This is a genomic window from Stutzerimonas stutzeri (assembly GCF_000219605.1).
GTDB classification, from domain to species: Bacteria; Pseudomonadota; Gammaproteobacteria; order Pseudomonadales; family Pseudomonadaceae; genus Stutzerimonas; species Stutzerimonas stutzeri.
This window is the reverse complement of the sequence record NC_015740.1, coordinates 2,530,398-2,542,748: the sequence shown is the minus strand read 5'-3', so window position 1 is coordinate 2,542,748 and position 12,351 is coordinate 2,530,398. Positions and strand designations below refer to the sequence as shown.

Annotated in this window: 14 protein-coding genes; 8 read left to right on the top strand and 6 right to left on the bottom strand. The window is 65.3% G+C overall.

Annotated elements, in window-relative coordinates:
- Positions 1-108 precede the first annotated feature (108 nt).
- The gene (locus PSTAB_RS11740) at positions 109-1,122 is read left to right on the top strand and encodes an AraC family transcriptional regulator (protein ID WP_013983070.1); all 1,014 of its coding nucleotides are present in this window, start codon (positions 109-111) and stop codon (positions 1,120-1,122) included.
- A gap of 66 nt (positions 1,123-1,188) precedes the next feature.
- Positions 1,189-2,121 (top strand): DUF808 domain-containing protein, encoded by a 933-nt coding sequence (locus PSTAB_RS11735; RefSeq protein WP_013983069.1) that lies wholly within the window; start codon positions 1,189-1,191, stop codon positions 2,119-2,121.
- On the opposite strand, the gene PSTAB_RS11730 is transcribed toward PSTAB_RS11735, so the two are convergent.
- A complete protein-coding gene (locus PSTAB_RS11730) occupies positions 2,122-3,573 on the bottom strand; it encodes a TrkH family potassium uptake protein (protein ID WP_014596988.1) in 1,452 nt (483 codons plus the stop codon).
- 189 nt (positions 3,574-3,762) lie between these two features.
- On the opposite strand from PSTAB_RS11730, the gene PSTAB_RS11725 reads away from it, so the two are divergent.
- Both PSTAB_RS11725 and PSTAB_RS11720 read left to right on the top strand, forming a co-directional pair.
- Positions 3,763-4,134 carry a YkgJ family cysteine cluster protein gene (locus PSTAB_RS11725; protein ID WP_011913570.1) on the top strand — a complete coding sequence of 124 codons (372 nt, stop codon included), beginning with the start codon at positions 3,763-3,765 and terminating at the stop codon, positions 4,132-4,134.
- Positions 4,135-4,225: 91 nt separating this feature from the next.
- Positions 4,226-4,789 (top strand): NAD(P)H nitroreductase, encoded by a 564-nt coding sequence (locus PSTAB_RS11720; RefSeq protein WP_013983066.1) that lies wholly within the window; start codon positions 4,226-4,228, stop codon positions 4,787-4,789.
- Here the strand turns inward: PSTAB_RS11720 and PSTAB_RS11715 are convergent.
- From PSTAB_RS11715 to PSTAB_RS11695, 5 genes are all read right to left on the bottom strand, one after another.
- Positions 4,783-6,141 (bottom strand): sensor histidine kinase, encoded by a 1,359-nt coding sequence (locus PSTAB_RS11715; protein ID WP_013983065.1) that lies wholly within the window; start codon positions 6,139-6,141, stop codon positions 4,783-4,785. The genes PSTAB_RS11720 and PSTAB_RS11715 overlap by 7 nt on opposite strands.
- Positions 6,142-6,231: 90 nt before the next feature.
- On the bottom strand, positions 6,232-6,645 hold the full coding sequence (locus PSTAB_RS11710) for a Spy/CpxP family protein refolding chaperone (protein WP_041771745.1): 414 nt from the start codon (positions 6,643-6,645) through the stop codon (positions 6,232-6,234).
- A 158-nt stretch (positions 6,646-6,803) separates the two neighbouring features.
- On the bottom strand, positions 6,804-7,481 hold the full coding sequence (locus PSTAB_RS11705) for a response regulator transcription factor (RefSeq protein WP_013983063.1): 678 nt from the start codon (positions 7,479-7,481) through the stop codon (positions 6,804-6,806).
- A gap of 13 nt (positions 7,482-7,494) precedes the next feature.
- Complete coding sequence (locus PSTAB_RS11700; RefSeq protein ID WP_013983062.1) at positions 7,495-7,872, bottom strand: hypothetical protein; 378 nt, start codon at positions 7,870-7,872, stop codon at positions 7,495-7,497.
- A gap of 73 nt (positions 7,873-7,945) precedes the next feature.
- Positions 7,946-8,245 carry a YciI family protein gene (locus tag PSTAB_RS11695; RefSeq protein WP_003294265.1) on the bottom strand — a complete coding sequence of 100 codons (300 nt, stop codon included), beginning with the start codon at positions 8,243-8,245 and terminating at the stop codon, positions 7,946-7,948.
- A gap of 342 nt (positions 8,246-8,587) precedes the next feature.
- Between PSTAB_RS11695 and PSTAB_RS11690 the strand changes: the two genes are divergently transcribed.
- From PSTAB_RS11690 to PSTAB_RS11675, 4 genes are all read left to right on the top strand, one after another.
- On the top strand, positions 8,588-9,454 hold the full coding sequence (locus PSTAB_RS11690; RefSeq protein WP_013983060.1) for a PHP domain-containing protein: 867 nt from the start codon (positions 8,588-8,590) through the stop codon (positions 9,452-9,454).
- 13 nt (positions 9,455-9,467) lie between these two features.
- Positions 9,468-10,091 (top strand): L-threonylcarbamoyladenylate synthase, encoded by a 624-nt coding sequence (locus PSTAB_RS11685; RefSeq protein WP_013983059.1) that lies wholly within the window; start codon positions 9,468-9,470, stop codon positions 10,089-10,091.
- Between the two features lie 208 nt (positions 10,092-10,299).
- A complete protein-coding gene (locus PSTAB_RS11680) occupies positions 10,300-11,505 on the top strand; it encodes a tryptophan--tRNA ligase (protein WP_169917646.1) in 1,206 nt (401 codons plus the stop codon).
- A 27-nt stretch (positions 11,506-11,532) separates the two neighbouring features.
- Positions 11,533-12,351 carry a segregation and condensation protein A gene (locus PSTAB_RS11675; protein WP_013983057.1) on the top strand — a complete coding sequence of 273 codons (819 nt, stop codon included), beginning with the start codon at positions 11,533-11,535 and terminating at the stop codon, positions 12,349-12,351.

The window sequence follows — 12,351 nt, the reverse complement described above, 5'->3', positions numbered from 1 at the left end:
GTTATTGTCGCGGACAGCTTAGTGAGCGCGAAGCTTGCGAGTCAGTGACAATCACGGCCAGTTTAGTAGCCTTGTGCGCAGCCGCCCGACCATTCGAAGAACAACAACATGACTGAACGCACCACATCCTCGAGCTGGGCACAGGGAATCGTCCAGGCGCTGGAGTCGGCCGGGCTCGATTGCCGTGCGCTGTTCGCCGAGCTCGGGTTGGACTATGCGGCACTGCAGGACCCCGACGCGCGTTTCGCGCAGGACGACATGACCCGGCTCTGGCATCGCGCCGTGGCGGTTTCCGGCGACCCGGCTGTCGGCCTGAACATGGCGCGGCAGGTACGACCTGCGGCGCTGAATGTGGTGGGCTACGCGCTGATGTCCAGCCGGAATCTGAAAGAGGGCTTCGCCCGTCTGGTGCGCTATCAGCGAATCATCGCCGAGGGTGCCGATCTCGACTTTCAGCCATGCGCCCAGGGCTATCGGTTGAGTCTCACCATTCAGGGCGACCGTCTGCCACCTGCTCCGCAGAGCGCGGAAGGCTCGCTTGCCGGTTGCCTGACCTTCTGCCGCTGGTTGACCGGAGACGCGCTGCGGCCGCTGGAGGTCTGCTTTCAGGGGCCGCAGCCGGCCGATCTCGAACCCTATCGTCAGCTGTTCCAGGCGCCGCTGCGCTTCGGCGCGCCGCGCTATGCCCTGCTGTTCCGCGAGGCCGATGTGAACATGCCGCTGCCGACCGCCAACGAGGCGCTGGCGCAACTGCATGACCGCTTCGCCGGGGAATACCTGTCGCGCTTCGCCGACAGCCGGGTGATGCACCGTGCGCGACAGATCCTGTGCCGTCTGTTGCCGCAAGGCGAACCCCGGCGCGAGGCGGTCGCCCAGGCCCTGTGCCTGTCGGAAAGAACGCTGCAGCGGCGTCTGCAGGAGGAGGGCGGCAGCTTCCAGCAGTTGCTGGACGACACGCGACGCGACCTGGCAGAGCAGTATCTTGCGCAACCTGACCTGGCGCCGCTGGAAATTGCCTACTTGCTCGGCTTCGCCGATCCGAGCAATTTCTATCGGGCCTTCAAGCGCTGGTTCGGCGTGACGCCTGGAGAATACCGCCTGGCCGCTCGCGCGCGGCGCTAGGAACCTGTATCCGTAGCGGAAGCCTTAGCTAAGGCGCTCTGCACATCAACACGATGGAGAACGAAATTGGCCAGCAGCCTGCTTGCGCTGATCGATGATATTGCGACCGTGCTCGACGATGTGTCGGTCATGACAAAGGTCGCGGCAAAGAAAACCGCGGGGGTGCTGGGCGACGACCTCGCCCTCAACGCCCAACAGGTAACCGGCGTGAAGGCTGACCGCGAGCTGCCAGTGGTATGGGCTGTGGCCAAAGGGTCGCTGCGCAACAAGGCGATCCTGGTGCCGGCGGCATTGTTGATCAGCGCCTTCGCCCCTTGGGCAATCACGCCGCTGCTGATGCTCGGCGGGGCGTTTCTCTGCTACGAGGGATTCGAGAAGCTGGCGCATCGCTTCCTGCACAAGGAAGACGGCGAACATGCCGAGACGGCGAGAGCGCTGGCCGACCCAGCGGTGGACATGGTGGCTTTCGAGAAACGCAAGATCGCCGGCGCGGTGCGCACCGACTTCATCCTTTCCGCAGAGATCATCGCGATCACCCTGGGTACGGTAGCGGCGGCTTCGTTCAACCAGCAGGTGGCGGTTCTGGTCGGCATCGCGATTCTGATGACGGTGGGCGTCTATGGCCTGGTGGCAGCGATCGTGAAGCTCGATGACCTGGGGCTCGCCTTGAGCAAGCGGGCCAGTGGCCTGGCCAGTTCAACGGGGCGGGGCATCCTGCGGGTAGCGCCCTGGCTGATGAAATCGCTATCGGTCATCGGTACCGCGGCGATGTTCATGGTGGGCGGCGGCATCCTTACTCATGGCATCCGCGCACTGCATCATTTCATCGAGACCAGCGCCCACGAAGCACTTGGGCTGCCTTACGTCGGTGCGGTACTGGGCGGGTTGCTGCCGACCCTGCTGGATGCCGCATTCGGCATCCTCGTCGGCGCTGTCGTGCTGGGGCTGGTGACGCTGGGTGGCCGCTTGTTCAAGCGCGGCTCCGGCGCCGCGGCCTGATCAGTGACGCCAGAAGGCCGGGGTCAGTAGCACCAGCACGGTGATGATTTCCAGGCGGCCGAGCAGCATGCCGATCGACAGCAGCCACTTGGCGGTGTCCGGCAATGTGGAGAAGTTGCCGGCCGGCCCGATGATCTCGCCCAGCCCGGGGCCGACGTTGCACACGGCGGTCGCCGCGCCGGTCAGTGCGGTGATCGGGTCCAGGCCCAGCAGTGCCAGACACAGCGCCAGCACACCGATGGTCATCGTGATGAAGAACGAGAAGGTGAGGATCGAACGGACGATTTCCTCGTCGAGGTTGTGGCCGTTGTACTGCTGCCGGATCACCGCGCGGGGATGGATCAGCTGCTTGAAGTTGGCGCGCAGCAGCGAATAGGCCACCTGGAAGCGGAACATCTTCAGGCCGCCTGAGGTCGAGCCCGAGCAGCCGCCGATAAAGGTCAGGTAGAAGAACGCCATGACCGCGAAGCCGCCCCACTGGGTGTAGTCGTCCACCGCGAAGCCGGTTGTGGTGACCACCGATACCACGCTGAAAGTGACGATGCGCAGTGCATCCAGCGCCGGTACATCGTTGTTCAGCCAGTACCAGCCGCTGAACAGCACGCTGGTGATGGCCAGCATGAGCACGAAGCCACGCACCTGCTGATCCCTGAACAGCGCAGTGCGGTGGCCGCGCAGGGTCATCACGTACAGCGTGAACGGCAGGCTGCCGACGATCATGAAGAACACCGCGACCCAGTGGGCGGAGGGGCCGAACTTGCCCATCGAGGCGTCCGAGGTGGAGAAGCCGCCGGTGGCGACGGTGGACATGGCATGGTTGATGGCGTCGAAGGCGCCCATGCCGGTCAGCAGGAAGGCGATGAAGGCCGCGATGGTGAAGGTCACGTAGATCACCAGCAGATACTGCCCGGCCACGTGCGAGCGCGGCATGACCTTTTCCGACCAGTCCGAGGATTCGGTCTGGAACAGCCGCATGCCGCCGACGCGCAGCAGCGGCAGGATCGCGATGGCCATGCCGATGAAGCCGATGCCGCCCAGCCAGTGCAGCAGTGACCGCCACATCAGCAGGCCGGGGGAGGCGCTGTCCAGGCCCGAGAGTACCGTCGCGCCGGTGGTGGTGATGCCCGACATGGTCTCGAAGAAGGCATCCGAATAGCTGATGTGCTGGATCAGCATCAGCGGCAGCGCGGCGAAGCAGCAGACCACCACCCAGCTGATGGTCGTCAGGAAGTACATGTCGCGCGGGCGCAGATGGGTATTGGCCGGCTTGCCCGGGGCGACCAGGGCGAAGCCGCAGGAGAAGGTGATCAGGCTGCCCCAGATGAAGGCCTGCAGGTCGTCGGTGCGCTCGTAGGCCAACAGTGTCAGCATCGGGATGATCATGCTGACGGCAAGGGTAATGAGGAAAATGCCGAGGATGAAACCGATGATGCGCAGGGTCGGCAGGGCCATGTAGAAGGTGCTCGGCACGGGTGAAAGAGGGGCCGACATTCTACTCGCGTCGCGGTGGCAGTAAACCGCTCGGCGGATCATTGAAAAATGTTTTCGCGGCGTGGCCCCGGCCCCTTCCCAAGCCTATCGGCATGAATAGAATAGCCGCCCGGGCGCCGGCCCATTCCGGTCTCTGGGTGTTCACCTGCCATGTCCATCGACAATCCCTGCCTCACGTGCGGCGCCTGCTGCGCGTACTTTCGTGTGTCCTTCTATTTTGGCGAATGCGTATCGGCGGGTGGTGCAGTGCCGGACCATCTGACCGTTCAGGTGTCGCCGTTCCATGTCGCCATGCTCGGCACCGACAGCAAGCCGGCACGCTGCGTCGGTCTGCTGGGAGACGTGGGCTGCGGCGTGCGTTGCAGCATGTACGAGCAGCGTTCGAGCACCTGTCGCGAGTTCGAGGCCTCCTGGGAGAATGGCGAGCACAACCCGCACTGCGATGCCGCCCGTGCCGCCCATGGCCTGCCGCCGCTGGTGCCGCCGCTGCAGCCCCATCTGTCGCCGGATCGGGTTGCCTGAGCCGGGGCATCGGCTGAGCTGTCGGCCAGCCATCACTCGCGATAAGGCGGCAACAGCCTCTAGAATGTCCGACCGCCTTAGGAGGTAATGGATGGACGCTCTGGATCTGCTGCTCAATCGCGTTTCGGTCACTCGCCTGTGCGAGCCGGCCCCCACTGCCGATCAACTCGACCTGATGTTCCGCGCCGGGCTGCGCGCTCCGGATCATGGTCAGCTACACCCGTGGCGCTTCCTCATCATCGAAGGCAATGCCCGCCACAAGCTTGGCGAGCTGCTCGCCGCGGCCCTGCGTGTGCGCAATGCCGATGCTGCCGAGGAGGCGCTGCAGAAAGCGCGCAACATGCCGTTGCGAGCACCGATGCTGGTGCTGGTGATCGCCAGCGTGAAGCCGCATCCAAAGGTGCCTGAAGGCGAGCAGGTACTCGCTGCCGGCTGCGCGGCGCATGGTCTGCTGCTCGCCGCGCATGCCCAGGGCATCGGAGCGGTGTGGCGCACCGGGGAGTTTTCCTACGATCCGCGGGTGCTCGAGGGCCTCGGGTTGACCGAGCAGGAGCGCCTGCTGGGCTTTCTCTATATGGGTACGCCGGAAGGCCGCGTACGCAGCGCGCCGGTTCTGGAGCCCAAGGACTTCGTCCAGCGTTGGAACGCTCAGTGAGACGCCGGATCGTCTGAGGTTCTGCTCGCCGGGCCGGCCAGCGGCAGACGCAGGCGGGCGACGAAGCCGCCGTCGGGGTGATTGGCCAGTTGCAGCTGGCCGCCGTGGCGCTCGGCGGCGCGTCGGGCGATGGCCAGCCCCAGGCCATGCCCGGCCGCGGTCTGGCCCGGGGCTCGGAAGAAAGGCTCGCTGAGCTGGGGCAAGTGCTCGTCGGCCACGCCGGGGCCATGGTCGCGAACGCTGATCACCAGGTCCTGGCCGTCGCGCTGGGCGCGCAGCTCCACCGGCACCCCTTCTGGATTGAAGCGCAGGGCATTGCGCAGCAGATTGTCCAGCGCACGCTCGAGCATATCCGGCCAGCCCGTGTAGCGGATGCCGGGTTCGACGCGACTGTCGATACGTTGCGTGGGGGCGACGATACGGGCGTTGTCCTTCAGCTGTTCGAACATATCGGGCAGATCGACGTCGATTGCCGCGCCGGGCTCGGCATCCAGCCGCGAGAGTTCCAGAATCTCGCTGATCAACGCCTCCAGTCGGTCGCATTCCTTGGCCAGCCGTGGCCAGATCACCTCGCGTTCGCTGGGCGTGGCGCGCTCGGCCAGGCCCAGGGCAATGCGCAGTCGCGCCAGCGGCGAGCGCAATTCGTGGGACACGTCGCGCAGCAACTGTCGCTGGCTGCCGATCAGTGCCTGCAAGCGCGCACCCATGCGATTGAAATCGCTGGCCAGCACGCCGAGCTCGTCGCGGCGGGTCGCCAGGCGCGCCAGCGACTGCTGCTGATAAGTCGTTTGGCCGAGGTCGTGCACGGCACGGCGCAGGCGGTCCAGCGGTCGGGTGATGGAGAGCGTTAGCAGCAGGCTGAAGCCGGTCAGCACCACCAGAGCGATGCCCAGCGCACTCAGCGGCCAGGCGAGGCTGCCGCGGTGCCAGGCCTGCAGTTCGGGATGCGGAATACGGTAGATGAACAGGTACGTTTCGCCGGTGGTCGGGCTGGTGTAGTCGGCGGTCAGGCGCCGCCAGGGCAATGGGCGCTCGCGATCCTGATGGCGCGCCTCGAAGGCGGCTGCGCGGGCGGGGAAGGTGCCGCGGATGATCGGCTGGCCGTTTTCCGCCAGTACCTGTACATCGACCCGTGCACGATGGCGGTGCTGTTCGAGCAGCCGCTGAGCGGCCAGCGGGCCCTGGCGCTCGTAGACTTCGGTCCAGGTCTCGGCCAGGCCCTGCAAGGCGGGATGCCGACCGAGAATCCAGGCATCCTGGTTCAGTGCATGGCCGAGCAGCATCGCCAGGCCGGCGACCAGGGCAATGGCCAGCCAGAAGGTTGCGAGTATGCGCCAGAACAGTGATCGCACCGGGTCTCTCCACGGCAAAAAGCCCGGCACGCTTCGCCCATCACATGACGGGCGGACGCTGCCGGGCGGGGTATCAGATGGACCGCCGGATCAGTTCTTCTGATCCCGCTCGGCCTTCCACTTGAGGAATTCGGCGCGTTCGGCGCGCTTTTCTTCCATTTTCTTCAGGCCTTCATCGAAGGCTTTCTGCTGTTCCGGCTTGAGCAGGGCGCGCATGCTCTGGTGAGTCTTTTCCCGACTGGCGTCCAGATCCTTCTGCATGGCCTGGCGCTGGGCTTCGGGCAACTTGTCGAGGTAGCGCTGGGTGATCGCCTGGCGCTGCTTCATCTGCTCGCCCATGAGCTTGCGCATTTCGCGCTGCTGTTCCTTTGTCAGGTCCAGGTCCTGGAACATGTGGGGGGCTCTTTTGCCGCCATGGGGGCCGTCGTGCATGCCACCGGGCATGGCAAAGGCGAGGGTCGGCAGGGCGGCGGCGAACAGTAGGGCTACAAGTGATTTGCGCATGATGAAACTTCTCCTATGTAGGGAAACCGGTCGTGCCGCCGCGGCATCGAAGAAGCTGGCGGCTGGTCGGTGACCGGATGAGTTCAGTCTAAGCAGCGCAAGGTCAAGGGCGGTCAGCCCTGGGTAAAGCCTCGGTAAAGACGATCAGCCGGGCGCGATCAGGCCGAATAGAGATAGCCACGGCTGCGCAGGGCGACGATCCGCGGGCTGCCGTCGGCGTGCGGGCCCAGTTTGCGGCGCAGGTTGCTGACATGCATGTCCAGGCTGCGGTCGTAGAGCGTGAGCTTGCGACCCAGGGCGTGCTGGGCCAGGGCCTGCTTGTCGATCGGCTCGCCGACCTGGGCCAGCAGGGCCTCGAGGATGCGGCCTTCGGACAGCGTCAGGCTGACGTCATGCCCGCCGACACTGGCAACGCCGCGGGCGGGGCTGTAGCTGAGGTCGCCGAGTTCGAGCTGGCTGGGCGCGGCTGCCGGTTGGCTGCGGCGCAGCACAGCTCGCAGACGCGCGGTCAGTTCGCGCGGGTCGCAGGGCTTGGCCAGATAGTCGTCGGCACCGAGTTCGAGGCCGAGAATGCGGTCCAGCGGTTCGCCACGGCCGGACAGCATCAACACCGGCAGGTCCGGATGTTCGCTGCGCAGCTGCTTGAGCAGTTCAAGACCGCTGCCGTCCGGAAGCATCACATCCAGTACTACCGCGGCGGGCTGATACTGCGCCAACGCCTGCTTCGCGCTCTGCCCGTCATGGCAGGCATGGGCGACGAAGCCTTCCTGTGCGAGCCAGCTGATCAGCAGCTCGCACAGCTCCTGATCATCATCGATAAGCAGCAATTCGCTCATGTTTGCCTGTTACTCAATTGAGCCACTGGCGCCGACGCCGGCCGCGCGTCACCAGCAGGCCCAGTAAGAAGCTGGTGACGCCAACGGCTCCACCCACCGCGAACCATTGCTGCTGCTCGTTCAGCAGCGCCGGCAGGACCTTCGACTGCTCGGCTTGCAACTGCATGCGCAGCCGGCGGTTTTCCTCGCGCAGACGCAGCAGCAGGGCTTCGCTGGTATCGCTGGCCAGGCGTGCCGCGTGGGGCTCGGTGGCGGTCTGCTGCGCTTCGATCGGTGCGGCTTCGCTGGCTTCGTCAACCGGCAGGGTCGGAACGCTTGATGTTTCTTCAGCCTGCAGCGCAGGGGCCAGCAGGGTCAGGGCAAGCAGCAGGGAAAGCGGTCGTTGACGCATCGGAACTCCTATTTCCTTACGAGGCCGTGGAAGACCAGCAGCCGGGCGGATTCGCTATCCCCGCTGTGTCGGCTCAGGGCAGCACTTTCTTGAAGGGCTTGACCACCACATTCACGTAAACGCCGGCGGCCTTGTACGGATCGGCATCGGCCCACTGTTGCGCAGCTTCCAGCGAATCGAACTCGGCGACCACCAGGCTACCGCTGAAACCGGCTTCGCCCGGGTCGTTGCTGTCGATGGCAGGATGCGGGCCGGCGAGCACCAGGCGACCTTCGTTCTTGAGCTGCTCCAGGCGCGCCAGGTGGGCCGGGCGGGTGGCGAGGCGGTCCTGCAGGGAATTCGGTGCGTCGGTGGCGATAACGGCGTACAGCATGGTCGTTCCTCGTTCGCGTGGGTTGCGGCGTAAAAAAGTATTGCGTCCACGCCGGGTGGGGCTGGCGTGTGCCAGCCAGGGCGTCGACGCCCACAGGCCAGCAGCGCGGCATCATAGCAAACGGCGCCTGGCGGGAAACTGCCTGGATCAAGGATGCATCGCACGGCAAGCGGGATCGGCGGTCGAAGCAGAAGGTTTCGCGGCGCCGGGTGCCGCTGGTGCAAGCCAAAGCCCCGGCGCGGCGTTAGACTAGCCGGCCGTTCGCCCGCACTGTCTTGCTGAACCGGGCTTGTCGGACAGTTTTTCGCGAGGTGCCGGCACCTCACTGGAGTGCGTTACCTGATGATCGTCGATCTGCATTGCCACAGCACTGCCTCCGATGGCGTGCTGGCGCCAACCAAGCTGGTGGAACGTGCCCATGGGCGCGGGGTCCAGCTGCTGGCGCTCACCGACCACGACACCGTCGATGGCCTCGCCGAGGCTCGGGCGGCTGCGTTGGCGCTGGGGGTGCAGCTGGTAAACGGCATCGAACTCTCGTGCCTGTGGAACGGGGCTACCATTCATGTACTGGGTTATGCCTTCTCCGCCGATGCGCCAGCGTTGCAGCAGGCGATCGCGCAGCTGCACGAAGGGCGCTGGCGGCGGGCCGAACAAATCGCCCAGCGGCTCGAGGCCAAGGGCATGCCTGGCGCGCTGGAGGGTGCACGGGCGATCCAGCAGGAACTGGGCGACAGCGGCAACGCGCCGGCCCGTCCCCATTTTGCGGAGTTTCTCGTGCGTGCCGGCCATGTCCGCGATCGTGCCGAGGCGTTTCGCAAGTGGCTCGGCTCCGGCAAGCTCGGTGACGTGAAGCAGCACTGGCCGAGCCTCGAGCAGACGGTTCGGACCTTGCGCGAGGCGGGTGCCTGGATCAGCCTGGCGCATCCATGGCAGTACGATTTCACCCGCAGCAAGCGCCGTCGCCTCGTCGTCGATTTCGTCGCGGCGGGCGGCCATGCGCTTGAGGTGGTCAACGGCATGCAGCCGCTGGAGCAGGTTGGCGGTCTGTCGATCCTGGCGCGCGAGTTCGGCCTGATGGCCACCGTGGGCAGCGACTTCCACGCACCGGGCGACTGGTCGGAGCTGGGGCTGTATCGCAACCTGCCGGAGGATCTGTCACCACTCTGGAGACATTTCGACCATGAGCGCCGCCTACCTGCTGCCAGCTGAACAGGGAGTTCCCATGAGCCAGTTCTTTCAGATCCATCCGGACAACCCACAACCGCGCCTGATCAAGCAGGCCGTGGAGATCATCCGCAAGGGCGGGGTGGTGGTGTATCCCACCGATTCCAGTTATGCCATCGGCTGCTCGATGGGCAACAAGGCCGGCATCGAGCGCATCCGCCGGCTGCGTCAGCTCGACGACAAGCACAACTTCACCCTGGCCTGCCGCGACCTGTCGCAGCTGGGCCTGTTCGCCAAGGTCGACACCGCCGCCTTCCGCCTGCTCAAGGCGCATCTGCCCGGTCCCTACACGATCATTCTCACGGCGACGCGCGAAGTGCCGCGCATGCTGCTGCATCCCAAACGTCGCACCATCGGGCTGCGCGTACCGGCATTGCCGATCGCCCAGGCGTTACTGGAAGAGCTCGGCGAGCCGCTGATGAGTGTCAGCCTGATCCTGCCGGGCGAAGACCTGCCGATGAGCGATCCGTACGAGATGCGCGACGCTCTGGAGCACCAGGTGGACCTGGTCATCGATGGCGGGTACGGTGGCCTCGAGGCCTCGACCGTGGTCAGCCTGGTCGATGATCAGCCGGAGGTGGTGCGGGTCGGCTGCGGCGATCCCGAACCCTTCATGGCCTGAGCCTGAATGGCATGTATGCCGGTACAACATTATCTGGCCTGGGCGGTGAGTGGATTGAGGCAGGCTCGATGAACATGTCTCCGAGACCAGGCGCTGCGACAAGTCATGGCCGGCTATGGCAAGGTGCCGCGATGGGCTACGGGCGCCAGACTTGACCAACTGAACCTACCAAACAGGCCAATTAAGCAAGGACACTCTTTTGAGCTCCATGGATTCACAGCGGCGTGTGGTTTCCGGTATGCGCCCCAGCGGCCGACTGCACCTTGGCCACTACCACGGCGTATTGAAGAACTGGGTCAGGCTGCAGCACGAGTACGAATGCTTTTTCTGCATCGTCGACTGGCATGCGCTGACCACCGACTACGAGAGTTCCGGCGAAATCTCGCAGAACGTCATGAGCATGGCGGTGGACTGGCTGGCCGCCGGGGTCAGCCCGAGCTCGGCCACGCTGTTCATCCAGTCGCAGGTGCCCGAACACGCCGAGCTGCACCTCTTGCTGTCGATGATCTGTCCGTTGGGCTGGCTGGAGCGGGTGCCGTCGTACAAGGAACTGCAGCAGAACCTGCAGGACAAGAACCTCGACACCTACGGCTTTCTTGGCTATCCGCTGCTGCAGGCGGCGGACATTCTGCTGTACCGCGCCGGACTGGTGCCGGTCGGGGCCGACCAGCTGCCGCATATCGAATTCGCCCGCGACGTGGCGCGCCGCTTCAATCACCTCTACGGCCGTGAGGACGACTTCGAGAGCAAGGCGGAGGCGGCGATCCGCAAGCTTGGCAAGAAAACCTCCAAGCTCTATGTCAGCCTGCGCAAGAGCTATCAGGAGCAGGGCGACGTCGAGGCGCTGAATACCGCGCGCGCAGTGATCAAGGAGCAGCAGACCATCACCATCGGCGACCAGGAGCGGCTGTACGGCTACCTGGAGGGCTGCGGCAAGCTGCTGTTGCCCGAGCCGCAGGCGCTGCTCGGCGAGGCGCCTAAGCTGTCCGGGCTCGACGGCGGCAAGATGGCCAAGTCCAACAGCAACGCCATCTATCTGCGGGATACGCCGACCGAGATCGAGGAGAAGATCCGTCGCATGCCCACCGACCCGGCGCGCGTGCACCGCAGCGACCCCGGCGAGCCGACGCGCTGCCCGGTGTGGCAGATGCATCTGGCGCATTCCGAGGAGGCAGTGTGTCAGTGGGCCGAGCAGGGTTGTCGCAGCGCCGGCATCGGCTGCCTGGAATGCAAGGCACCGCTGATCGATTCGATCAAGGCCGATCTTGCGCCGCTGCAGGAACGCGCGCTGGATTACGAGCAGAACCCCGATCTGGTACGCAGCATCCTGGCCGAGGGAGCCGAGCGCGCCCGCGACGAAGCCCGTGAGACGCTGATCGACGTGCGTCAGGCGATGGGCCTGAATTACCGCTGACGCGCCCGCGCAGCTTCGAGGAAGACCATGCAGACCGAACCCCAGAGCCACGAATCGACTCAGCCCGGCGAGCAGCTGCGCCTGGCGCTGGTCTATGGCGAGGCGGTTACCGAGCTGCCGCTGGACCTGTACATACCGCCGGATGCGCTGGAAGTCTTTCTCGAAGCGTTCGAAGGCCCGCTGGACCTGCTGCTCTATCTGATCCGCAAGCAGAACATCGACATCCTCGACATCCCGGTGGCGGAAATCACCCGCCAGTACATGGGCTACGTCGAGCTGATGAAGTCGGTGCGTCTGGAACTGGCCGCCGAATACCTGGTGATGGCCGCCATGCTCGCCGAGATCAAGTCGCGCATGTTGTTGCCGCGCTCGGCCGAAGCCGCCGAAGAGGAAGACGACCCGCGCGCCGAGCTGATCCGCCGGCTGCAGGAGTACGAGCGCTTCAAGGCCGCCGCCGAGGATCTGGACGAGCTGCCGCGGGTCGGTCGCGACCTGCAGGTGCCACGCCTCGATGCCCCGGATGCCAGGGCGCGCAAGCTGCTGCCGGATGTCAGCCTGGAGGAACTGCTGGTATCCATGGCCGAGGTGCTGCGCCGTGCCGACATGTTCGAGAGCCACCAGGTGACCCGCGAGGCGCTGTCGACCCGCGAGCGGATGAGCGAGGTGCTTGAGCGTCTGAAGGGGGGCGGTTTCGTCCCCTTCGTGGCGCTGTTCCATGTGGAAGAAGGGCGCCTTGGCGTGGTGGTGACCTTCATGGCCGTACTCGAGCTGATCAAGGAATCGCTGGTCGAGCTGGTGCAGAACGAGCCCTTCGCGCCTATCCATGTGCGCAGTCGAACCGAATAG